The 23,767-nt window shown below is 40.9% G+C and carries 25 protein-coding genes and 1 tRNA gene; 24 read left to right on the forward strand and 2 right to left on the reverse strand.

Annotated elements, in window-relative coordinates:
• Window positions 1-141 precede the first annotated feature (141 nt).
• Window positions 142-1,296 (forward strand): aminotransferase class V-fold PLP-dependent enzyme, encoded by a 1,155-nt coding sequence (locus GQY27_RS14220; RefSeq protein WP_160035519.1) that lies wholly within the window; start codon window positions 142-144, stop codon window positions 1,294-1,296.
• A gap of 24 nt (window positions 1,297-1,320) precedes the next feature.
• Complete coding sequence (locus tag GQY27_RS14225) at window positions 1,321-1,821, forward strand: DUF4446 family protein (RefSeq protein WP_160035521.1); 501 nt, start codon at window positions 1,321-1,323, stop codon at window positions 1,819-1,821.
• On the opposite strand, the gene yyaC is transcribed toward GQY27_RS14225, so the two are convergent.
• Entirely contained in the window at window positions 1,793-2,404 is a 612-nt protein-coding gene (yyaC, locus tag GQY27_RS14230; RefSeq protein WP_160035523.1) for a spore protease YyaC, read from the reverse strand. The two genes, GQY27_RS14225 and yyaC, sit on opposite strands and share 29 nt — an antisense overlap.
• 109 nt (window positions 2,405-2,513) lie before the next feature.
• On the opposite strand from yyaC, the gene GQY27_RS14235 reads away from it, so the two are divergent.
• From GQY27_RS14235 to GQY27_RS14250, 4 genes are all read left to right on the forward strand, one after another.
• The gene (locus GQY27_RS14235) at window positions 2,514-2,762 is read left to right on the forward strand and encodes a putative Se/S carrier protein (protein WP_160035525.1); all 249 of its coding nucleotides are present in this window, start codon (window positions 2,514-2,516) and stop codon (window positions 2,760-2,762) included.
• Between the two features lie 44 nt (window positions 2,763-2,806).
• Window positions 2,807-3,775 (forward strand): mechanosensitive ion channel family protein, encoded by a 969-nt coding sequence (locus tag GQY27_RS14240; RefSeq protein WP_160035653.1) that lies wholly within the window; start codon window positions 2,807-2,809, stop codon window positions 3,773-3,775.
• The gene (locus tag GQY27_RS14245) at window positions 3,765-3,974 is read left to right on the forward strand and encodes a DUF951 domain-containing protein (RefSeq protein WP_160035527.1); all 210 of its coding nucleotides are present in this window, start codon (window positions 3,765-3,767) and stop codon (window positions 3,972-3,974) included. Before GQY27_RS14240 ends, GQY27_RS14245 begins: the two co-directional genes overlap by 11 nt.
• Window positions 3,975-4,039: 65 nt before the next feature.
• Window positions 4,040-4,131, forward strand: a tRNA-Ser gene (locus GQY27_RS14250).
• Window positions 4,132-4,601: 470 nt separating this feature from the next.
• Here the strand turns inward: GQY27_RS14250 and GQY27_RS14255 are convergent.
• The gene (locus tag GQY27_RS14255; protein WP_160035529.1) at window positions 4,602-4,796 is read right to left on the reverse strand and encodes a YjzC family protein; all 195 of its coding nucleotides are present in this window, start codon (window positions 4,794-4,796) and stop codon (window positions 4,602-4,604) included.
• 200 nt (window positions 4,797-4,996) lie between these two features.
• Here GQY27_RS14255 and rpsF point away from each other — a divergent pair, with 200 nt between their 5' ends.
• From rpsF to GQY27_RS14345, 18 genes are all read left to right on the forward strand, one after another.
• The gene (gene rpsF, locus GQY27_RS14260) at window positions 4,997-5,281 is read left to right on the forward strand and encodes a 30S ribosomal protein S6 (RefSeq protein ID WP_160035531.1); all 285 of its coding nucleotides are present in this window, start codon (window positions 4,997-4,999) and stop codon (window positions 5,279-5,281) included.
• Window positions 5,282-5,330: 49 nt separating this feature from the next.
• A complete protein-coding gene (locus tag GQY27_RS14265; protein WP_160035533.1) occupies window positions 5,331-5,816 on the forward strand; it encodes a single-stranded DNA-binding protein in 486 nt (161 codons plus the stop codon).
• A gap of 19 nt (window positions 5,817-5,835) precedes the next feature.
• Window positions 5,836-6,105 (forward strand): 30S ribosomal protein S18, encoded by a 270-nt coding sequence (gene rpsR, locus GQY27_RS14270; protein WP_160035535.1) that lies wholly within the window; start codon window positions 5,836-5,838, stop codon window positions 6,103-6,105.
• A 310-nt stretch (window positions 6,106-6,415) separates the two neighbouring features.
• Window positions 6,416-7,039 (forward strand): M15 family metallopeptidase, encoded by a 624-nt coding sequence (locus GQY27_RS14275; RefSeq protein WP_328803004.1) that lies wholly within the window; start codon window positions 6,416-6,418, stop codon window positions 7,037-7,039.
• Between the two features lie 963 nt (window positions 7,040-8,002).
• The gene (locus GQY27_RS14280; protein WP_160035537.1) at window positions 8,003-9,754 is read left to right on the forward strand and encodes an ABC transporter substrate-binding protein; all 1,752 of its coding nucleotides are present in this window, start codon (window positions 8,003-8,005) and stop codon (window positions 9,752-9,754) included.
• 75 nt (window positions 9,755-9,829) lie between these two features.
• Window positions 9,830-10,792, forward strand: coding sequence for an ABC transporter permease (locus GQY27_RS14285; RefSeq protein ID WP_160035539.1), 963 nt, complete (start codon window positions 9,830-9,832; stop codon window positions 10,790-10,792).
• Between the two features lie 12 nt (window positions 10,793-10,804).
• Window positions 10,805-11,728, forward strand: coding sequence for an oligopeptide ABC transporter permease (gene opp4C / locus GQY27_RS14290; protein ID WP_160035541.1), 924 nt, complete (start codon window positions 10,805-10,807; stop codon window positions 11,726-11,728).
• Window positions 11,729-11,739: 11 nt separating this feature from the next.
• Complete coding sequence (locus tag GQY27_RS14295; RefSeq protein WP_160035543.1) at window positions 11,740-12,717, forward strand: ABC transporter ATP-binding protein; 978 nt, start codon at window positions 11,740-11,742, stop codon at window positions 12,715-12,717.
• Window positions 12,714-13,679 (forward strand): ABC transporter ATP-binding protein, encoded by a 966-nt coding sequence (locus GQY27_RS14300; RefSeq protein WP_160035545.1) that lies wholly within the window; start codon window positions 12,714-12,716, stop codon window positions 13,677-13,679. Before GQY27_RS14295 ends, GQY27_RS14300 begins: the two co-directional genes overlap by 4 nt.
• A gap of 319 nt (window positions 13,680-13,998) precedes the next feature.
• Window positions 13,999-14,934, forward strand: coding sequence for a D-alanyl-D-alanine carboxypeptidase family protein (locus GQY27_RS14305; RefSeq protein WP_160035547.1), 936 nt, complete (start codon window positions 13,999-14,001; stop codon window positions 14,932-14,934).
• A gap of 280 nt (window positions 14,935-15,214) precedes the next feature.
• Window positions 15,215-16,255 carry an LCP family protein gene (locus GQY27_RS14310; RefSeq protein WP_160035549.1) on the forward strand — a complete coding sequence of 347 codons (1,041 nt, stop codon included), beginning with the start codon at window positions 15,215-15,217 and terminating at the stop codon, window positions 16,253-16,255.
• A 160-nt stretch (window positions 16,256-16,415) separates the two neighbouring features.
• A complete protein-coding gene (locus GQY27_RS14315) occupies window positions 16,416-16,847 on the forward strand; it encodes a CBS domain-containing protein (protein WP_160035551.1) in 432 nt (143 codons plus the stop codon).
• Between the two features lie 119 nt (window positions 16,848-16,966).
• Complete coding sequence (locus GQY27_RS14320) at window positions 16,967-17,269, forward strand: MazG-like family protein (protein ID WP_160035657.1); 303 nt, start codon at window positions 16,967-16,969, stop codon at window positions 17,267-17,269.
• Window positions 17,270-17,275: 6 nt separating this feature from the next.
• Window positions 17,276-18,196 carry a DUF2232 domain-containing protein gene (locus GQY27_RS14325; protein ID WP_160035553.1) on the forward strand — a complete coding sequence of 307 codons (921 nt, stop codon included), beginning with the start codon at window positions 17,276-17,278 and terminating at the stop codon, window positions 18,194-18,196.
• Window positions 18,197-18,208: 12 nt separating this feature from the next.
• Window positions 18,209-20,206, forward strand: coding sequence for a DHH family phosphoesterase (locus tag GQY27_RS14330; RefSeq protein WP_160035555.1), 1,998 nt, complete (start codon window positions 18,209-18,211; stop codon window positions 20,204-20,206).
• A complete protein-coding gene (rplI, locus tag GQY27_RS14335; RefSeq protein WP_160035557.1) occupies window positions 20,203-20,646 on the forward strand; it encodes a 50S ribosomal protein L9 in 444 nt (147 codons plus the stop codon). Before GQY27_RS14330 ends, rplI begins: the two co-directional genes overlap by 4 nt.
• 1 nt (window position 20,647) lies before the next feature.
• Window positions 20,648-22,009 (forward strand): replicative DNA helicase, encoded by a 1,362-nt coding sequence (gene dnaB, locus GQY27_RS14340; RefSeq protein ID WP_160035559.1) that lies wholly within the window; start codon window positions 20,648-20,650, stop codon window positions 22,007-22,009.
• 362 nt (window positions 22,010-22,371) lie between these two features.
• The gene (locus GQY27_RS14345; protein ID WP_160035561.1) at window positions 22,372-23,658 is read left to right on the forward strand and encodes an adenylosuccinate synthase; all 1,287 of its coding nucleotides are present in this window, start codon (window positions 22,372-22,374) and stop codon (window positions 23,656-23,658) included.
• The last annotated feature ends 109 nt before the right edge of the window (window positions 23,659-23,767 follow it).

Below are 23,767 nucleotides of genomic sequence, written 5' to 3' on the forward strand. Positions count from 1 at the left end.
GATCTACATGTCTAACCTATCATCAATACACATAAATATGAGGGTAATGGGTAAGTAAGTCTTTAGTGTAATGACATATCGTCCTCTTACCTCAGGTAGGAAGAAAAGATATGTCATTTTCTTTTGTAGAGGAGTAGGGAAATGAAAGAAATCATATATTTGGATCACGCTGCTACCTCATGGCCGAAGCCGGAAACAGTAAAAGAAGCGATGCTTCAAGCAATGGAAACAGCAGGTGCAAACCCGGGCAGAGGAAGTCATCAAATGTCTGTCAACGCAAGTCGGGTATTATTTCATACTCGCCGTGCTATTGCAAGGCTGTTCAGGATTCATAATCCAAATGATGTCGTACTTACTTCTAACACTACAATGAGTTTAAATTTAGCGATAAAAGGAATTTTGGGACCAGGCGATCATGTAATTACTACAATGATGGAACATAATTCGGTAAGAAGACCTTTAGAATATTTAAAATCACTCGGGCAGATTGAGGTGGATTATCTTCCGCTAACGGATGAAGGCCAAATATCTATGAATATGCTCGAGAGCCGAATCCGTCCTCACACCAAATTAGTAGCAGTAACGCATAGTTCTAATCTGCTCGGAAGTATTCTTCCATTGAAAGAGATTAGTGCGGTTACTCGAAAATACGGAATCCCTTTGCTCGTCGATGCCGCTCAGAGTGCGGGAGTCCTGCATATTGATGTAGAAAAGATGGGGATTGATCTGTTGGCTTTTCCCGGCCATAAAGGTTTGCTCGGGCCGCAGGGAACAGGTGGCCTTTACATTCATCCTGATCTCGATGTGAAGCCGCTGATTTACGGAGGGACAGGCAGCCAATCAGAAGCAATAGGGCAACCGACGATTAGACCTGACCGTTATGAATCAGGTACACCCAACGTGGTGGGGTATGCTGGTTTAACGGCAGGAATAGAGCAAGTATTATCCTTATCGATCGATCATATCTATGAACATGAGTGGTCGTTATCTCAGTATTTAATAGAGGGATTAGAAAAGGTGCCAGGAGCACATATTTTGGGCCCAAGAAAAGGATGCTCAAGAAGCGGACTTGTATCTTTTAATATAGAAAACATAGATTCTGCCGAATTAGCTTTCCGGCTTGACCGAGAATATGGTATCGCAGTGCGCTCTGGATATCACTGTACCCCACTAGCACATGAAAGTGCAGGAACTTTAAATCAAGGAGCAGTAAGAGCTAGTTTTGGTGTAAACTCAACAGAGGCGGAAGTGTCGGCGCTGCTCGCAGCTGTCCACGATCTTGCCAGTAGATCTTAATTAATAGAGGAGTAGGAACAATAAATGACAGATATAAATGAACTGATCCTGGAACAATTGCCTATTATAATTTTTGGTACTCTGTTAATTGTTCTTGTTCTTTTAATCATGATGATTGTCCAAGCTGTAAAGATGCGTAAACTTCGTAAAAACTATGACAACTTAATGTCTAGTACAGGAGTAGAAGATTTAGAGTCCTTACTTTTTCAACTTAAAGTTCAAATGGATGCTATCGAGGATATGCAGGCTGAGAATAAAGATGATATCCAAAAGGCACTTGTGAAGTTGAAGCAAGTCCAAGGGAAAATAGGAGTAAAACGTTATAATGCATATGGAGAGCGGGGGACAGATCTGAGTTTTTCTGTTGCCATGCTGAATGAACAGAGCGATGGTCTCGTGTTAACAGGGTTATATAATCGGGATGGTTCTTATGTATATGCAAAGCCCCTAAAAGGGGGAGAGTCAACCTATTCTCTATCAAACGAGGAAAAAGAAGCTATTGTTCTTGCACAGCAAGAAGCGTAACACGCTTATGCCATTCGGTAAGTGCATCATATAAACTGTGGGAGATCACTTCTGCCATGCGAACGACCAGACTAAGCCGAGTATTCTGAAGCACAAAATACTCCATAAAGCCGCCGACGTTAACGATACCTGTCAAATGGATATCGCCAACCGGCGGTAATTCTTTATTTACACCTGCTCCTGGGCGAAGAGGTCCGGCGGATACTTGAATGCAGCCTACACTAGAAGATTGTCCAAGACAAGCATCGATACCAATAACATAAGGGTCAGCATGTGTGGAATAAATTACATCAAGTGTATCTTGTAAATTCATTGCATGAACGGGTTCTTCTAGTGTACCGTATAGATGGTAAATGGAACTGCTCTTTAGCTTGGATAGAGAAGTACCCACGAGAGGACCAAGACAATCGCCTGTTGAGCGATCCGTTCCGATACAAACAATGACAATTTCTTTATGGGCAGGTGCCTGAAATAGATGGAATAGTAAACGGTGGACAATGGCTGAAGCAATACCTGGATCCGTATGAGGTATTTTCAGGCCAGGCATGTCCTGTGAAGATAAAGCTTTAGGATTACGATTCATAGTCGCACTATCTTCCTTTCGTGCTTGGAATAGTAGTATTAGTATATGGAAGAATGCTGGTTTTTATACTTCAATTCACTAGACCATCATAGATAAGGAGTATTCGCGAATGGATACGTGGCTTACGATAGCTTTTGACTCAACACAGCAAGCGATCTATGCAGAAATGCTGCTAGAGTACGCGGAGGTTGAGATCGATACCTGTCCTACCCCGAAAGAGATAACTGCAGGCTGTGCTTTATCAATTCAGTTCCCTGAGCAATTTCTGGACAAAGTAAAGTATGTTATCATGACAGAGAAAGTTGAAGTACGCGGTATCTTTCGAAAAGAAGGGACCGGGTATATAGAAATCATATAGAGATCGTTTACTAAAGAGGTGAGTAAAGAGTGGATTGGCCGCTAATGTTATTGACTGGCACAACCAATGCAACGGAAGAACCAGGTAATGGAAAAGTTGAAGAAACGGTTGAGGAAGCCGTGGGCTGGGTTCAAAAAATTACAGATGGTTTATGGAATTGGTTCACAGATGCCGACATGTGGATCGGCTACGCAGGTACACTATTACAGATTCTTATTGTATTTGTTCTAACACGGATTGTTATTAAATTACTGCATGGAATTATTGATAAATCTTTACTCAATAATGATTCGGAAAGAAGAATACGACTTAATACGCGCAGAGTGAATACAGTTGGAGAACTTCTGAAAAATGTAGTGTCCATGGCATGTAACTTCATTCTGGTGCTCCTTATTCTTAGTCAACTAGGTGTAGATCTAGCACCCGTGTTAGCTAGTGCTGGTGTACTTGGACTCGCCATTGGATTTGGTGCACAAAGTTTAGTTAAAGACGTGATAACCGGTTTTTTCATTATATTTGAAGACCAATTCGCTGTTGGGGATGTCATTCAAACCGGCACCTTAAAAGGCACGGTGGAAATGATCGGTTTAAGAACAACGAAGATTATTAGTTTTACTGGAGAGGTTCATATTATTCCTAACGGGGGAATCACCACAGTTACTAACTTTTCAATGGCTAACTCAAGAGCAGTTGTAGATATTCCGATGAAAGGTGAAGAACGACTGGGTGAAGCAATGCGGCTTGTAAAAGAGGCTGTACGCAACCTGCCAGAACGTAATACCAATGTACTGACTGTTCCTGAGGTTATGGGGATTCAGTCTATGACAACATCGGAGTATGTGATCCGTGTGGTAGCCGAGTGTCTGCCGAATATGAATAATGCAGTGCAGCGTGACATCCAGATGGATGTGAGGCAAGCACTTGAATATCAAGAAACAGTTCGTATGGCTGAGTTAGAGAGTGCCGCATCAAGGGAAGATGATGAGACAGGAGATGGATCAGGTGGAGCGTAAAATTTATGATCTTGGAGACATCGTACAGATGAAGAAACCACACCCTTGCGGAAGCAATGAGATGGAGATCATACGTATGGGAATGGATATCCGTATTAAGTGTGTTGGATGTAAGCATAGTGTGCTAGTTCCTAGAGCAAAATTTGAAAAAAACTTCAAAAAAGTACTTCGCTCATCTAAAGAGCCTCAGTCAGAATAAGAAGCAGACTGGGGCAATCCTTTCTTGCTATTAGAAGACTTTTTTGATATAATGAATCTTGCTGCGGAAAGGTACCCAAGAGGTTATAAGGGGACTGACTCGAAATCAGTTAGGCGCCTTGCGGCGTGCGAGGGTTCGAATCCCTCTCTTTCCGCCATTTAACTAGATGATTGAACCTAACCTAAAATACGGACGCACCTCTTACGTTTTCAACGTAAGAGGTTTTTTCGTATATGGAGACTTTTGCTGTTGTTGCTATTGTTCATTACAAATGTTTTTGTTTAGAAGATGCTTATTGTAAAGAAACCAAAAAAGGACCCTAAAAGGGTCCCTCCCGGAAGGCAGTGCGTTATGGTAAAGAAAACATCTTTACGTAACAATTCGTAAGAAACTCGGTGTACTGCAAAGCAATACTAGTGCATCTGAATCCAATTATTTCATCTTCGGCACATTACCTTCCGCTTCTATTTGCCACGATCAAGACCCTCCTCTAAGCGAATGTCCGGCTCGGTTTTCAATACATCCAACGGAACCACAACTCTCCTTGAGCACTGCCTTAACTGTATTATGTCCGGTAATGAGAAAAATAAACGTGAGTTACAAATAATTTTATTTAGCCGTTAATGATTAATGAACCCGGGCTTTGGTAAGCTTCTTCCATTTACGATCTTTATTCGTTGTTTCTGGGAACGGATCGCCTTTTTTCAGCTTCACTCGTTTGGGATTGTTGATTTCTGTGTGAAAACTGGCCTCCCCAACCTCAGTATATTCGCCGTCATTTGGTGCTTTATCTCCTGGTTCGAATTCTGTTCTTTCACCCATTGGTATCCCTCCTTATATTGTATTGCTTCCTTATTGTGCACAGATTCCATTCCAATCATGTTGGGTTATCTAATGGTAAAAGAGAACATGTGCTTGCACTCATACCATGAAAATGTTATATTGAAGTGGTGCGAGTTTATTCTCGTTCCTTGCTCTCAGCTAAGCTAGAGGGCCTTATGTCCATAAGGAGGTGTATAGTTATGCGCAAATACGAAGTGATGTACATTATTCGTCCTGATATTGAACAAGAAGCTGTTCAAGCTGCAGTCGAAAAATTCCAAGGCATCATCTCCAATGGCGGGGAAATTACAAAACATGATGTTTTGGGTAAACGCCGTCTTGCGTATGAGATTAAGAAATTCCGTGATGGTCACTATGTGTTGGTTAACTTCAACGCTGAACCAGCTGTCGTTTCCGAGTTGGAACGTCTCATGAAAATTTCTGACGAAGTAATTCGTTATCTCATCACAAACGATGTTGCTTAATCCGTAAAACATATTTTGTAATAATTACGCTCAGAAGGAGGGGATTAGATTGTTGAACCGAGTCATTCTGATTGGCCGGTTAACCCGTGACCCTGAATTACGTTATACTCCTGCTGGAGTAGCCGTGACTCAATTCACACTTGCTGTAGACCGTCCGTTTACAAGTCAAGGTGGAGAACGGGAAGCTGATTTTATACCGGTCGTTACCTGGAGACAGCTAGCGGAAACTTGTGCAAATTATTTGCGTAAAGGCCGTCTAACAGCAGTCGAGGGACGCATTCAAGTACGTAATTATGAGAATAACGAAGGTAAACGTGTATACGTTACTGAAGTTATCGCTGATAACGTTCGTTTCTTGGAATCTAGCCGTGATGGTGGTAACACAAATAGCGGTGGAACTGTGCGTGAAGAGCCTTCATTCGGAGGCAACGGCAACGGTAACCGAGGGAACAACAATTTCTCACGGAACAATCAGGATCCTTTTTCGGATGACGGTAAACCGATTGATATTTCGGATGATGATTTGCCATTTTAATTAGGAAGGACTGAATAGCATGGGCTTCAAACAAAGAGAAGGCGGAGACGATAAAAGACCAGCACGCCGTGGTGGCCGTAATAAACGTCGTAAAGTTTGTTTCTTCACTGTAAACAAAATTACTCACATTGACTATAAAGATACGGACCTGCTTCGTAAATTTATCAGTGAACGCGGAAAAATTTTGCCACGTCGTGTTACTGGCACGAGTGCAAAATACCAACGCATGCTGACGATTGCAATCAAACGCTCCCGTCAAATCGCATTGCTTCCGTACACAACTGAATAGTTTCAGGTTCAGTGATCGAAAACAACTTGCTGTTTACAGCAGGTTGTTTTTTTTGTTTTAATAATTACATACGTTTGAATCAATTTCATAATACCTTTAGTTGCTTAAATCAGGAGTATATATAGATCAAAATGGTTCTATTTGTCTATATATAGTTACAAATTTATTGTTTTAATGAGTTATGAAATTGATTCGATTCTCTAATCTATTGATATAAAGTGGCTATTAACTATGGAGATGTTGGAACAACGTTGTGATTTTCCTATTAGACAAAAAATAATGATAGGATAGATAGAATATAGGAGTGGTTATGAGAAGGCAAACACATCAAAGACGCGGGACTTCAGGACGTTTATTGTTAATGCTGTTGCTCTTGGGACTTGTATATTATATTTCGCAGTCGGACACTTTCCGTATTCATTGGAGCCTTCCTTTTTTTGGAGAGGTTAAAGAAGAACAGTTTGAAGTAACGGGATTACACCCCGTTGTTGCTGAAAAGCAAAATCAGTTAGTAGAACGAGGAAGAAAGAGCGGTATAAAGATCATTATTACAGAAGGATACCGGAGTGAAGAGAGGCAAGATGAACTCTTTGAACAAGGACGATCCACCGCAGGGCAAATTGTAACTTCTGCTAGAGGCGGGGAATCTTATCATAATTATGGACTAGCTATTGATTTTGCGATTAGGGTATCGGCAGATAAAGTGATATGGGATATGGACTATGATGGGAATGGAAATGGGAAATCAGATTGGATGGAGATTGTAGCGATCGCTAAAGAACTCGGTTTTGAATGGGGAGGCGATTGGGCTAGTTTCCCAGATTACCCTCATCTTCAGTATGATTTTGGTTACAGTATAGCTGATCTGCAGCGCGGTAAAAGACCACCCGGATATATACTAGACTCTGAAGATTTAGAAGCAAGCGAAGAATGAATGAGCAGAAGTAGAAGATGTAGAAGAAGTTGTTAGAGTGGTTAAAGTAAGAAGGGTTGACAAACCAACCACTTTTATAATACTTTTAGTTGCTTTAATGAGACTATATATTGATCAAGTGGTTTTTTGTCTATATAGTTACAGAGGTTTACGTTTCAATGAGTTATGAACTGGATTTAAATTGATATTATAGGGTCCTGCTTATGTAGGACCTTTTTTATTTTCATGAAAGTTTTCACAGGATGTTTACAATTCAGCATATAGGATAGTTGAAATAAATAAGTAGAATTGTATAATAGGGAAAAAGTTCTAATAAAAGTAATCATGTAACCACGATTCGTTAAAATATCTTTACTTCATCCTCTACTGAACGATAACGCTAGAACCATCCAATCTTGATTTAATAGGCGTTATGTTTACTCACACTAATATTTATTTACCATTTTATGTGTAATGTATATGTTATATATAGACAATCCTTTTATTAAGCATAACAATATACTGTCATCTATTAATCAGTACGTCTTTGAAATAATTAAACTCTTACCCCTTATAAACAGAAATAAACGTTAAATATCAATGGAATGTAAAAAAACATTGACGTTAGTAAAATTTACACGTATCATTAAATAAATTATTTAATACCAATTAATAGGATGATATTACATTTATTGACCGATGGTCTAAAAGTATGCATCTCTAGCACTAGATTTCCGCTTTTTTTATTATTCATTATAACCTCACACCAAGGATACTCTACATATTTAGATTCGTATAAATGCAATCCATTTATTAGTTCGTATTCACCACTTATTTATTCATCATTCCTGCCCTACTTTGTTTCTCTAGCAACATGATAATACTTCACAAATTTAGTAACTCTGTAATTATTCATGGATAATTTTCATATATTTTATCCTGATAATTTATAAGCATTTATAGAAATTTACGAGGAGGATTTTCATGAGAAAAAGATTTTCGTTATTGCTAGTGATCATGCTTATGCTGGTAACGGTACTTGCAGCATGCGCTGGCGGACAAACGGCAGAACCAACTCCGGGGGAAACACCAAACACAGAAACACCAGCACCAGAGACGCCAGAAGCACCTGCTGAAGATGCTACACAGAATGATGGGTTGTTTGAAGCAACAGACATGTCACAAAATCCACCAACTGCCACAGAACGTAAGGATACTTTGATTGTAGGGGTAACTTCTCCTAAGGGCGTATTTAACCCACTTTTCCAAGATTCTGCGTATGATGATATGGTTAACGTTATCCTATTTGATGGTTTTCAAACCATAAATGGTGATGGAACATATTCTCTTCATTTGGCAGACAGCATTGATGTTAGTGAAAATGGTTTGAAATATACTTTCAAACTAAAACCGGGTGTGACTTATACAGATGGAACACCAGTGACGGTTAATGATTTCTATTTCTCTCTAAAAGTTCTTCATGACAAGAGTTATGATGGACCTTCTGATGCATTGTCTTACATGATTAAGGGCGGACAAGATTATTACGATGGTAAAGCTAGCGAAATCTCGGGCGTGACGATCGTAGATGAGAATACTGTAGAAGTAGAAGTTACTGAAGTTACAGCTCTTACTAAAGACTTCCTAGGTGGAATAACTTTCCTTCCAGAAGCTTATTACGGTAAAGACTACAAACAAGGTAACGTTGAACCTGTAAAAGCATTGAACGACAAGCCACTAGGTTCTGGTCAGTATATTATGAAATCTTTCCAACCAGGACAACAAGTTATACTTGAAGCAAATGAAAACTACTTCGCTGGTGCACCGAAAATCAAAAATGTAATTTACAAATCAACTACAGATGAAACTAAACTTGCTATGCTTAACACAGGCGAGATCGATATGGATATGGTAACTGTAAATGAAGATAACATTGAGGAACTTCAATCCTATGGTTTCTTGAACATTAATGTCTTCCCTACCAATGGTTATGGATATGTAGGTATCAACCATGAAAAAGAGAAATTTAAAGACGCTAAAGTTCGTCAAGCATTGGTATATGGTTTGAATCGTGCTGAAATTGTGGAAGCCGTTTACGGTAAATTTGCAGACGTAATTAACATTCCACAATCTAAACAATCTTGGGCTTATACAGACGAAGGAATTGAAGCTTATGCATTCGACACAGAAAAAGCAAAATCATTGCTAGATGAAGCTGGATGGACAGTAGGTGCAGACGGTACTCGTGAAAAAGACGGTGAGAAACTGACTATCGATTTCTCTGGTACTGCTGATAACCCAGTAGTTGATGCTATCTTGCCGATAATGACTGCTAACTATCAAGATCTTGGAATTAAGCTCAATGCAGAAAAACTTGATTTTAATGCAATCCTTGATAAAACAGATAAGGGCGATTTCGATATGTTCTTCATGGCATGGGGACTTACTCCAGATCCAGATGGAACAGTATACACAACGGGCGGAGCACAAAACCGCGTGAAATACTCTAACGAAGCTTATGATGCGTTGATGAAACAAGGTAAAAAAGAACTTGATCCAGACAAACGTAAAGAAATCTATGCACAGGCTTACCAAGAGCTGAACAAAGATATCCCTGATATTCTGATGTACCAAAGAAGAGATGCTTGGGCTGTTAATGGTCGTGTAACTGGACTTGAGATTACTCCTTATAAAGACTTCACATATTCTCTTTATCAAGCCGAACTCGCACAATAATTTAACTGCATGATTATGATAAGCTCAGCTCATTAAAGAGCTGAGCTTATCCAATTATAATCCGGGAGGAATATTATGAAGCAGTACATTATCCGGAGGCTGCTGCAGATGATTCCGACGATGATCGGAATCAGCATAATTGTTTTTGCAATTACAGCACTCATTCCAGGAGACTATATTACAGCTCAGCAAAATCCGAATATGACTGCGGAAAAGGCTCAGCAATTACGAGAGATATATGGTCTCGATAAAGGTGTCGTTGATAGGTACTTCACATGGGTAGGACATATGATTACCGGTAATATGGGGGACTCACTTCAACATAAAAGACCCGTTACTGATGTAATTGGAGATTATGTATGGAATTCATTTATCATTGCATTTTTTAGTCTTATGTTTAGTTGGATTATAGCTATTCTTACAGGAGTTTTATCAGCCAAATTTCAATACTCATTCTTCGATAAGATTGTTACACTCTTTGTATTCTTATGTATGTCACTACCCTCTTTTTTCTTAGGACTCGTTTTAATTAAATTCCTAGCTGTTGATTTAAAACTATTCCCTGTAGGAGGAATGACAACAGCAGGCCAACCTGGTTCTACATGGGATTATATTTTAGATGTAGCTAATCATATGTTTATGCCTGTTCTTGTGCTCACCATGCTCAGTACAGGATCACTAACGCGTTATTTCAGAACGAGTATGCTGGAGGTGATACGTCAGGATTATATTCGTACAGCCCGTGCAAAAGGTCTGAAGGAAAGAACGGTAATTTTCAAACACGCACTTCGAAATGCAATGCTTCCTGCGATTACGTTAATGGGTCTAGAACTTCCAGGATTATTTGGAGGAGCAATCATATTAGAGAAGATTTTTGTTTGGCCTGGTGTAGGACAAGTTTATCTGGAATCGATTACGATGAGAGATTATCCATTTATGCTTGGATTCACTATATTCTTAGCGGTTCTTACATTACTCGGAACTTTGCTATCCGATGTTCTCTATGGGGTTGCTGATCCTAGAATACGTTTAAAGTAGGAGGAGATTTCATTGTCAATAGAGGCTGCACCATTAAATACGAATGTTCAAGCTCCAGTTAAGCAGCCAGATTCCCCATGGCGTGTAGCAGTACGTCGTTTTACCCGTAATCGGCTTGCTGTAGGTGGACTTTTTATTCTAGTACTAATGATCATTATTTGTATATTTGGTCCCATGATTTCACCATATAATTTAAATGATTACAAGGTAATTGACAAAAATAAAGCTCCGTATGCGGAGCACTGGTTAGGGACTGACAAGCTCGGAAGAGACATTCTGCTTCGTGTAATGTTAGCAGGTCGTGTATCTATTATGGTAGGTATCATTGCTACTGCAATCACTGTAATTTTAGGTTCTATCATGGGCGCGTTGGCTGGTTTTTATAGAAACTTTGTGGATACGGTTATTATGCGTATTTGTGAGATTTTTATGTCTTTACCGTCTTTGCCGCTTCTTATTATTTTAGGGGCAGTTCTTTCTGATATGAAAGTTGATCCTAAGGATCGAATTTATTATCTAATGCTTATTATGGGGATTCTCGCATGGCCGTATCTGGCTCGCTTGGTTCGTGGTCAGATTCTGACGCTGCGAGAACAGGAATTTATGCAGGCTACTGAAGCACTCGGTCTTCGTGACCGTCGCAAAATTTTTAGACATTTACTGCCTAATACCGTTCCCATTATTATCGTGTCAGCAACGCTTGGAGTCGCAGGTGCCATTATATCTGAGTCTACCCTTAGTTATCTAGGGCTTGGTGTTGTTCCTCCAACCCCATCTTGGGGCAATATGATCTCTGAAGCGAATGGACTGATTGAATTCCGAAAAAGACCTTGGATCTGGATTCCGCCAGGCATGTGTATTCTGATTACCGTAGTATCGATTAACTTGATTGGTGACGGGCTACGCGATGCGCTCGATCCTAAAATGAAAAAGTAGGAGATGCGAAGATGGCAAAAGACTTAGTAGAATTCCGTAACTTAAAAACGCATTTTCATACATCCGCAGGGATCGTGAAAGCGGTTGATGATGTAAGCTTTACGATTCGCGAAGGCGAAACTGTATGCGTCGTTGGTGAATCCGGATGTGGAAAAAGCGTAACGGCAATGTCACTGATGCGTTTATTAGAGGTAGAACCGGCTGGGGGACAGATTTTATTTGAAGGTAAAGATCTTCTTAAGCTCAATAAAAGAGATATGGGCCGAATTCGCGGTAATGATATCTCGATAATTTTCCAAGAACCGATGTCTTCCTTAAACCCTGTACTTACGATCGGGGAGCAGATCAGTGAACCGCTAATGATTCATTTGCTGCTGGATAAGAAGAAAGCTCGCAAGAGAGCGATTGAACTGATTAGTCTAGTTGGGATTTCTCGCCCTGAGAAAATTGTAGACTCTTTTCCACATGAACTGAGCGGCGGTATGCGTCAGCGGATCATGATTGCCATTGCACTAAGCTGTAATCCAAAGCTGCTCATTGCTGATGAACCGACGACTGCACTTGATGTAACCATTCAAGCACAAATTCTTGATCTGATGCGTGATATCAAAGAGAAATTTAATACCTCCATCATGCTCATTACCCATGACCTAGGTGTTGTTGCGGAAATGGCTGATTATGTGGTCGTTATGTATGCAGGCAAAGTAATTGAGGAAGCTTCGGTATTTGAACTATTTAAAGCACCAAAACATCCATATACCAAAGGACTCCTTAAGGCTAAGCCGATTATTAATCAAAGACAGGAACGTCTATATTCTATTCCAGGCCAAGTGCCAAACCCAGTTGAACTCGGGCAGAATTGTCATTTCCACGATCGCTGTGAGTCTTGCATGAACATATGCCGCGAGAAAGAGCCTCCACTGCGTAGAGATGAAGAAGGACATAAAGTCGCATGTTGGCTCTATGAGGAGGAGGCAATGGTACGATGACAGAAGCGCTGATTGAAGTACAGAATCTAAAGAAATACTTTCCGATTACGGGCGGCGTGTTTCAGCGTCGTGTGGGTGATGTAAAAGCAGTAGACGATGTATCGTTTACTATCTATAAAGGAGAGTCATTCGGACTCGTAGGAGAGTCTGGCTGTGGTAAGAGTACCATTGGCCGAACCATTCTTAGACTGAATGATAAAACGTCGGGTAAGGTTATTTTTAAAGGACAGGATCTTCATACCTTATCTAAGGAGAAACTGCGATCCATTCGGCCGGAAATGCAGATCGTATTCCAAGATCCTTTCAGTTCACTGAATCCCCGGATCAAGGTAGGCGATGCAATTGGCGAAGCACTGCTGGACCATAAATTAATTCCTAGAAAGATGATACGAGCTACCGTAGAAGAAACTTTGCGTATCTGCGGTCTCTCTGCATATCATTATGATCGCTTTCCGCATGAGTTCTCAGGCGGGCAGCGTCAGCGGATTGGAATTGCGCGTGCACTCATTCTAAACCCAGACTTTATTGTGGCAGATGAGCCGGTTTCTGCACTGGATGTATCGATTCAGGCTCAGATCATTAATTTGCTTAGTGATTTGCAAGCAGAGAAACAGCTGACATATCTGTTTATATCTCATGATCTCAGTGTAGTAGAGCATCTCTGCACAAGAATTGGTGTTATGTATCTTGGTTCCATGGTAGAGATGGCTAGTAAGGATGAATTGTTCCGCAATCCGCTTCATCCCTATACAAAAGCTCTACTATCCGCGGTGCCCATTCCAGATCCGACACTGAAAAGAGAACGCATTGTGCTTAGGGGGGATATCCCGAGTCCAGCAAATCCACCTTCAGGTTGTAAATTTCATACTCGTTGTCCTATTGCTTCGGATCGTTGTAAGCAAGAGGTTCCGGAGTACCGTAATGTAGGTTCAGATCACTATGTGGCATGTCACTATGCATAAATATATTGAATTCTAAAATAGAAATCATTTACTGCACTGATTATTGGCAGTGCTCAGGCGCCGTACCACAAACACAGCTTTTTTACACTATAAAAGTGTAGAAAAGCTGTGTTTTGGTTACAAAGAAATAAAAATAAACTCCCTTTCATTATTTTTTTAAAAAATATAGAAAAATGCAGACAAAAACCTTACTTTCTACGTCTATACTTATATAGATTGGTTTAATAAAGATTAGAACGATAGATTGGTTACATAGATAAGGATATTCTGCTAGTAAAATCGAATTTTTTTGAAAAATAAAATGAATGGGGGAGTAGAGATGAAGAAATGGATCTTGCGAAGCAGTATACTGGTTGTTCTCATCGCTGTCATATTTATAGGTATAAGGCCAGAAAGCTTAGTAGGAAAACCATCTATTCAATCTAGTGCTGCCCTGCTCATGGACGCTTCTTCAGGTGAGGTTATCGTTAGTTCTAATGGGGATCACCCTTTGCCTGCAGCAAGCTTATCCAAATTAATGACACAGCTTATTATCCTGGACGAAATGAATGCCGGACATATTTCTAGAAGTGACATTGTAACGATCAGCAAACATGCTGCGACATCAGCTGGTATTAATGTATCTCTAAATGAAAATGATCAATTCACAGTCAACGAACTACTTAAGGTCATCTCTGTTTATTCCGCAAATGATGCAACGATTGCTCTAGCAGAGCATGCATTTGGCTCTGAAGAACGTTTTGTAGAAGAAATGAATAGAAGAGCGAAGTCTATAGGACTGTCTGTACATACAAAATATAATAATGCGACAGGTTCTTCGTCTTTATCTGGTGGACCCTCTGAGAACTATATGACGGCAAAAGATGTTGCTAAACTCTCTGCTCACCTTATTAAACAACATCCTCAAATTTTAAAACTTTCAAGCCAGACTCAAGTTGAATTAAGAAACAAAGGATTATATATGAGCAATACTAACTGGATGCTGGACAATGTAAAGGGTCCATATGCTTACAGCGGGGCAGACGGTCTTAAAACGGGCTATACAGAAGATGCAGGTTATTGCTTATCAAGTACGGTGAAAAAGAACGGGCAACGATTGATTGCTATTATCATGGGAGCAGAAACTAAAGAACAGCGTTTTGAAGAAGCCAAGCAATTGTTTGACTATGGATTTGCTCACTCCTATAGTGCAAAAGAGTGGACCCAAAACTGGGCTTCAACGTGGCTTCAAGTTATTCAAAGACCCTCTTTTTAATTCAAAATGTTAGGGAAACCCTTCTCTATTTCCTAGAAATAAACCAAAAAGGTTACAAAACACGGAGAAATATGACAATTTGCATGGTGCAGTCTTACAGATTAATATGGTAATATAGCAAAATGTACAAGTTGCACGATAAAAAATAATAGGACATTATAGAGTGAGGCAGTTCCGTATAGAAAGAATGATTACGAGTGATTTGTCTCCTGTGACCTCTAGTGCCTACTAAAATAGAAAATAGGACTGCAGCCCCCATACTAAGAGAAGGAATGAACCAATGAGATCTAGATCAAGAAGAAAGCAACGCAATAAAAAAAAGGGTTTACTGATCACGCTTGTAACCCTTGTTGTATTAGTCGCGGTAGCCTATCCTTTTAGACAAAAAATTGCTCTTGCAGCATTTGATTTGTTCTTATCCGATACTATAAAAAATCAGCTCGAGAAATCATATAGAGGTGAAGCTAATGCCGAGCCTATCGTATATCAAGAAAAGCCATTTTCTGTTCTGTTACTAGGAACGGATGCAAGACCGTATGAGAAAACGCGAGGTCGTTCCGATACCGTTATTTATTCGGTGGTTCGTCCTAAAGAATCAAAAGTCCTGCTTGTCTCGATTCCCCGTGATACGTATGTACAAATCATAGGACACGATTCAAATAAAGACGGTGAAGATGATTATGATAAACTCACTCATGCTTTTGCATTTGGGGAAGAGGAGATGTCAATTAACACCGTAGAAAATTTCCTGGAGAAGGAAATTGATTACTATGCAACGGTAAACTTTACAGCCATTCAGGAAGTTGTCGACGCGATTGGCGGTATTGAACTTCCGATTGAAGAAGATATCGTCAACAAAAATCCAAATCACGTACAGTTTACGATTGAAGGTGGTAAGCCGCTGTATAGTGGAGAGGAAGCACTTTATTACATTCGTTATCGCGAAGACAGTGACTTCAACCGGACAAAGCGTCAGCAGATCTTTTTAAATGCAGTTGCCAACAAAATGCTGAGTCTTAGCCAAATTTCGAATATACCGAAACTGTTTGATATTATGGGAGATAACTTCCAAACCAATATGCAGCCTTCTTTTATTATCAACCTAGCTAAACAAGTGCTTACTCAGAGCAACCCTGAAATTTCTAGTTTCACTATTATGGGTGAAGGGGTAAGAAAGAATGGGATCTTCTATGATGACGTAGATGAAGATTATCTGGCATATGCTAAAGAGCTGATTAGTAACTGGCTCGATCCAAATACGACGGCAGAGACATTAATGAAACCGAACACGGACGATATAAAGAGTAAAGATACAGAATAGGTGGACGTAAGATCAGCACTGGACGATTATTTCTTTAAGTCTGGTGCTGATTTTGTTGTCTTATGAGAATATAATGGTAGTAAGTAAGAAGTAACCCCGCGATATGTAAAAGATACAAATACTTTACTATTGCCTTAACATAAGGAGGAAGTGTTTAGTTATGAATATTGCTTTTTTCTTGCTGCCCAAACAGGAGGTAGCAACAGTTACCTCGGATGCAACGCTGAGACAGACTCTTGAACGGATGGAATATCACCGCTTTACTGCAGTTCCTATTTTGACTAAAGACGGAAAATACAAAGGGACAGTAACAGAGGGAGATCTTCTATGGCATATGAAGAATTCTAAGGGGGAGATTACATTTGAAAACGCTTCAAAATTTTATCTTAAGGATGTACCCCTGCGAGTAAATATTAAACCTGTTTCCATTAATGCCAACATGGGGGATTTAATTAATCTCGCAAAAGCACAAAATTTTGTGCCGGTCGTCGATGATATGGATCGGTTTATTGGGATTGTACGTCGTAGTCAAATTATTGAATATTGCGAAAATATGGTGGAGAAAGAATCCCTTAATACGAATTCAGGTTAAAATAGAGGAAAAGGTCTCATTTTTAATACAAGAGATTCCGAGCAGTCCTTTTTATGGATATTCCCTTTTATGCTATAATGGAGAATAAAGCTTTTCACGGGAGTGTGACGATCATGAGCATGCCAAAAGAACTGGATGTAGCGAAACGCGCGAAAGTGATTGAATGGCTTAAAACGGAAATGCTGGATCAAGTGTCACGTTTGTTTAAAGCGCTTTGGGAAGGAAGCACAGCGCGAATCAGCGATAGTCTTGCAAGTCTCATCATGAGCAGTTATATCCTGGGGAGAAGGCTTGGGATTTCTTTTAAAGATATGGATGATCTGCTCATCGATAAGCTGAAAAAACACAAACAGGAAGGTCACCAGCTTGAAGACTGGTATAAAGATATTTCTGCTCTCGAAGATCATATGCGTAAGAGGTGAAAACATTTGAAATTTCGCTGGTCAACAGCTATATGGAGTATAGTTTATCTTGTGCTTTTGTTATCACTACTGACTCCGCCGCTGACAGCTATTAGTGTATTTTTAATTATTCTGCCTGGGGTGATTCTGTACGGCTCACTGAGCTTGAAAGCCTTCTGCCTGCATATTATCCCTGTGGCTCTGATTGCTTTCATTGTAGAGCCTTTTTATTTGCTGTTATCGATTTTCTTTTTGATACCAGCTATTGTTATGGGACATTTCTACAAAAAGAAAAAGCCGGCACTGAATACACTTATGGCAGGTACGGGTACGATCCTTGCTGAATTTTTGTTGTTGCTGCTGATTAGCACCACTATTTTTCAGTTTGATTTTCAAGGATATATGAAGGATGTTGTTACACTCACACTCACTCCGGTGACCGAAGCCGGTGGTAACAATGCACTCACCAATGGACTCGTGATAGATGAAGAAATGGCAGAGCGTATTAAAACAACAACGGTACAGATGATTCCGTTCGCTCTGATTGTCACTTCCTTTATTATGGCATCCATAACACACTCTATTGCTCGTCCGGTGCTTAGTCGACTTGGCGTTCATGTACCAAGACTAAAGCCTGCACGAGAGTGGAGATTACCAAAAGCTTTAATTTGGTATTATTTTATAGGTATTATTCTACAACTTGTTGCAGATGGCTCGGGATCTAGCTTTATGACGATAATTGCTCTTAATTTCGTTCCGCTGATTAATTTCTGTTTTATGATTCAAGCCGTCGGCTTCTTCTTCTATGTTGCTCATACAAAAAAATGGCATCCTATACTGCCCTTCTTGCTTGCAGCAGCGACGGTTCTGATTGGACCCATGCGGATTATCGGGATTATTGATCTTGCTTTTCCACTCCGTGAAGCCATTTCCAGACCAAAACGATAGGATGAATTTTTAATGCCTAAATTTCTTTTAAAACGCTGGCACGGATACCAGACCGTCTGGGCGTTTGCTCTTTTACTCATTCTGGATGCATTTCTTGTTGCCTATAATTGGCCGCTTGGTCTTGTCTGTCTTGTCCTTGTGGCCATTCTTGGTTTCGTAATGGTCAAAGCTGAACTTGATTTTAGAAGAGAGCTGAATCAGTATATAGGCGGTCTAAATCTACGTATTAAAAGGGTAGAAGGACAAGTCGTCAGCAACTTGCCGCTTGGGATTGTTCTATACAGCGAGGACCATTCTATCGAGTGGAACAATCGCTTTGTCTCTCGTATGTTTGGTGAGAAAACACTGATTGGCAGTGATCTGGCGACCCTTTTTCCACAGCTGCCCTTTAAGGTAAAAGACAAAGACAAAAAGGATCATCATAAGGATCATCCTCATGATATCCAATTTGAATATCGGATGAATGAACAAGTATATGATCTAAGACATTATCCAGAAGAGCGGCTGATCTACATTTATGAGACAACTGAGCTTGCAACACTTCGGGATAAATATGAGAAAGAAAAAATAGCGCTTGGTATTATCATGCTGGATAATCTGGATGAAGCATCCCAAGGCATGGATGACCAGCAGCGCACTGCCCTAACTGCTCGTGCAGCAAGTGAGATTACTTCCTGGGCTAAGGACTTCAATATCTATCTAAGACGTTTGTCTTCAGAACGTTATCTAATGATTCTTAATCATAATTCCTTGCAGGATCTTGAGATGAGTCGCTTTATTATCCTCGATGATATTCGGGAGATGACAGCCGATTTGAAGGTTCCTATGACGCTCAGTATTGGTCTTGCCTACGGTTCAGACAGCATTCGTGAGCTTGGGGAGCTTGCTCAGTCCAGTCTCGATATGGCGCTTGGGCGGGGCGGGGATCAGGCTGCAGTAAAAGCGGGTCAGCGACTTTCTTTTTATGGCGGTAAAACCAATGCCGTGGAAAAAAGAACTCGGGTAAGAGCAAGGGTTATTGCGCATGCTCTGCGTGATCTCATGCAAGAGAGCGACCAAGTCTTTATTATGGGGCACAAAATCCCAGATATGGATGCGATAGGGGCTTCCATTGGGATATGGAAAGCTGCTAATCTATATCATGTGGATGCCTACATTGTGCTCGATGAATCGAATCCATCGATTGAACGATTGATGGAGCAGGTGTATAAAGACGAGCAGGTCGGGGCTTCGTTTATTACACCGGAAGAAGCACAGCAGATGATCACAGAGCACAGCTTGCTTGTCGTCGTCGATACACACAAAGCATCCATGACGATCGAACCTAGACTTGTACAAGAGGCTTCTCGTGTAGTGGTGGTCGACCATCACCGTAGAGGAGAAGAATTTATAAACGATGCAGTGCTGATCTATTTGGAGCCATATGCCTCCTCAGCTGCTGAACTCGTCACAGAGCTGCTACAGTACATTCATGATAAATTACAGCTCAGACCACTGGAAGCCACGGCACTGCTGGCAGGGATTACGGTGGATACGAAACATTTTGCAATTCATACGGGTTCAAGAACGTTTGAAGCGGCAGGTTACTTAAGACGATCTGGTGCGGATTCCATTCTGGTGCAACGTTTGCTCAAAGAGGATCTCCAGGAATATATTGCGAAAGCAGAAATCATAAAACATGCTAAAATGATTCATGGGCATATTGCAGTAGCTGTTACCGAAGAAGGACAGATAATTTCACAGTTGCTCATTGCACAGGTGGCAGACTCATTACTTAATATGACCGATGTCGTTGCTTCTTTCGTTGTTAGTGAACGTCCAGATGGATTAATTGGCATCAGTGCCCGTTCTCTTGGTAAAATGAATGTTCAAGTTGTTATGGAACGACTTGGAGGCGGCGGTCATTTAACGAATGCGGCTGTTCAGCTAGACATGCCGATTAGAGAGGCAGAATCACGTTTGTTAGATGTACTTTCTGAAATCGAGAAGGAAGAGGGGTTGTTCGAATGAAAGTCATTTTTATAAAAGATGTAAAAGGTCAAGGGAAAAAAGGTCAAGTTAAAGAGGTGTCTGAAGGTTACGCATCAAACTTCTTGCTGCCAAGAGGACTTGCGCGTCCGGCAACAGATGGTAACGTAAAAGTTCTAGAAAACCAAAATGCTGCGGAACAGAAACGTAAACAGCAAGAAAAAGAAGAAGCTGTAGCACTTGGTGAAAAGTTGGAAACTGTAACGGTGGAACTGAAAGCTAAAGCGGGTGAAGGCGGTAAATTGTTTGGTGCTATTACAAGCAAACAGATCGCTGAAGCACTGGGTAAACAAGGTTATAAGATTGATAAACGGAAAATCGAGCTGGATGAACCGATTCGTACCCTTGGGGTTACACAGATGAGTGTTAAACTCCATCCGGATGTCAAAGCCACGCTCAAGGTCCAAGTGACGGAGGAATAAGATGGGCGGCGAGATTTATTTCGACCGGGTTCCACCGCAAAACCTTGAAGCAGAGCAGGCCGTTCTAGGTGCTATTCTTTTACAAGCAGAGGCTTTGATTACCGCTATGGAGCGGGTATCGACTGAAGATTTCTACGACAAGTCTCATCAGTTAATCTATGAATCCATGATTCAGCTTAGTGAAGATAACCAGCCAATTGACCTTATCACGCTCACCTCGCTTATGCAGGATAAAGGGCAGCTTGAGGATATCGGTGGGGTAAGTTACCTTGCAAAATTGGCACAAGCTGTCCCAACAGCGGCTAATGTGGATTATTATGCGCAGATTATTGAAGAAAAATCGATGCTCCGCAGATTGATTCGAACAGCAACTACCATTGTAAGTGAAGGGTATGCTGGCGGAGAAGATGTGTCAGGAATGCTTAGTGATGCCGAGCGGAAAATCCTTGAGATTTCTAATCGCCGATCCAGCAGCGGCTTTATTGCCATTAGAGATGTGCTCATGGAAGTGTTTGATAAAGTAGAAACCCTTTATCAGAACAAGGGGAATACAACAGGGATTCCTTCCGGCTTTGTGGATTTGGACAAAATGACGAGTGGTTTTCAGCGAAATGACCTCATTATCGTTGCGGCACGTCCTTCTGTAGGGAAGACGGCATTTGCCCTCAACATCGCACAGAACGTAGCGGTAAGAGCAAATGAGACGGTAGCTATCTTTAGTCTCGAGATGTCAGCCGCTCAGCTGGTACAGCGGATGATCTGTGCAGAAGCTAACCTCGATGCGAATGTCATGCGTAACGGGGAGTTTAAAGGTGACGACGATTGGTCCAAGCTGACAATGGGGATTGCTGCTTTATCGGAAGCAGAGATTTACATTGATGATACTCCAGGAATCACCGTTGCGGATATTCGGGCTAAATGTCGCCGTCTTAAAAAGGAAAAGGGCCTCGGTATGATTGTGATCGATTACCTCCAGCTGATTCAGGGACGCGGCAAGAGCGGCGAGAACCGTCAGCAGGAAGTATCTGAAATCTCTCGTACCCTAAAGCAAATTGCCCGTGAACTAGACGTTCCTGTTATTGCGCTCTCGCAGCTTAGTCGTGGTGTTGAGCAACGGCAGGATAAACGTCCGATGATGAGTGACCTTCGTGAATCAGGTTCCATCGAGCAAGATGCTGATATTGTTGCCTTTTTGTATCGGGATGATTACTATAATCAGGATACAGAGAAGAAAAATATTATCGAGATCATTATTGCTAAACAGCGTAATGGTCCGGTCGGAACCGTTGAACTCGTATTCTTGAAAAACTTTAATAAGTTCGTAAACTATGAGCGAGTTCATGCGGATGCCTTTGCTGGGTAATCCATTTGGATTGTAAGATAGATGGACAAGAGATCCACTGACTAGTGTTATTTTACACTGGACAGTGGATTTTTTTTGGACAACCACATCTAATCACGAACAATATATTTAAGTTGTGTATAATCGTTCGTTTTTATGTTTGACTTTGCTTTGGGTGACTGGTAAACTTGAATTGCTGCTTTTAGCAGCAAGCGTACAGATTTAATGATCTGTAACGTTAAGAATGAAGGAATGCAGGTTTTTTACTACTCTGACGTTTTATGAATTGTCCATGGACAGCTACGAATACTATGAATGAAGACAACAATGCCAAGTGAATATAATAAACAAAGTTTGTAATTTACATTTACGGGGGAATGAATATGTCAACAGTAGTCGTTGTGGGGACACAATGGGGAGACGAAGGTAAAGGCAAAATTACCGATTATTTGGCAGAAAGTGCGGAAGTTGTAGCTCGCTACCAAGGAGGTAATAATGCAGGTCATACAATCCTGATTGACGATAAGAAATTTAAGCTCAGCTTAATTCCATCCGGTGTTTTTTATGAAGATAAGACATGTGTCATAGGAAATGGGATGGTTGTAAACCCAGAGGCACTTATTAAAGAAATTACGTATATACATGATAATGGATTCTCTACGAAGAACTTAGTGATTAGTGATCGTGCTCATGTCATCTTGCCATATCATATGGTTCTCGATGAACTGGAAGAAGAGCGCAAAGGTCCAAATAAAATTGGTACGACGCGTAAAGGGATCGGCCCAGCTTATATGGACAAAGCTGCTCGTAACGGGATCCGAATTGCAGACCTCATGGATGCAGAGGAATTTGAACTGAGACTCCGTCATATGGTCAAAGAAAAAAACCAAGTCATTCAGCAAGTGTACGGTGTCGAGCCGCTTGATGTAGAAGAGATTCTGAAGCAATACCTCGAGTACGCTGAATTCATTCGTCCTTATGTGACCGATACATCCGTTGTTCTTAACAATGCGATTGATGAGAATAAACGAGTATTGTTTGAAGGTGCACAAGGGGTAATGCTCGATATCGACCAAGGTACCTATCCATACGTAACCTCTTCTAACCCGTCAGCAGGCGGTGTATGTATTGGTTCAGGCGTTGGACCCTCTAAGATTAAAGAGGTTATTGGTGTAGCTAAGTCGTATACGACTCGTGTTGGCGATGGACCTTTCCCAACCGAACTTAATAACGAAGTCGGTGATTATATTCGTGAAAAAGGTCATGAGTATGGCACAGTAACAGGCCGTGCACGTCGTGTGGGCTGGTTTGATAGTGTTGTTGTACGTCATGCGCGCCGTGTCAGCGGAATTACGGGCTTATCCTTGAACTCTTTAGATGTACTTACAGGTCTTGATACGGTAAAAATCTGCGTAGGGTATAAATATCGCGGTGAATTCATTACCCATTATCCGGCTAGCCTGAAAATGCTGGCTGAATGTGAAGCCGTATATGAAGAGATGCCAGGCTGGAGCGAAGATATTACAGCAGCTAAGAAATTAGAAGACCTTCCTGAGAATACACGTAATTATGTAACGCGTGTGTCTGAGCTGACAGGAATTCCGATTGCTATTTTCTCTGTAGGTCGCAACCGTGAGCAAACGAATCAGATTCTGCCGATTTATGAATAATATAAAATAGAACATGAGCTTAGTCTCTAGTAGGACAGAGCTTATCATCTAAATATTTAAATAGAAGCTTTCTACTTTTAACTACCTTTCATTAGGGAGTTGAAGTGGA

The sequence above is a fragment of the Paenibacillus sp. An7 genome, assembly GCF_009870785.1.
Taxonomy (GTDB): domain Bacteria; phylum Bacillota; class Bacilli; order Paenibacillales; family Paenibacillaceae; genus Paenibacillus.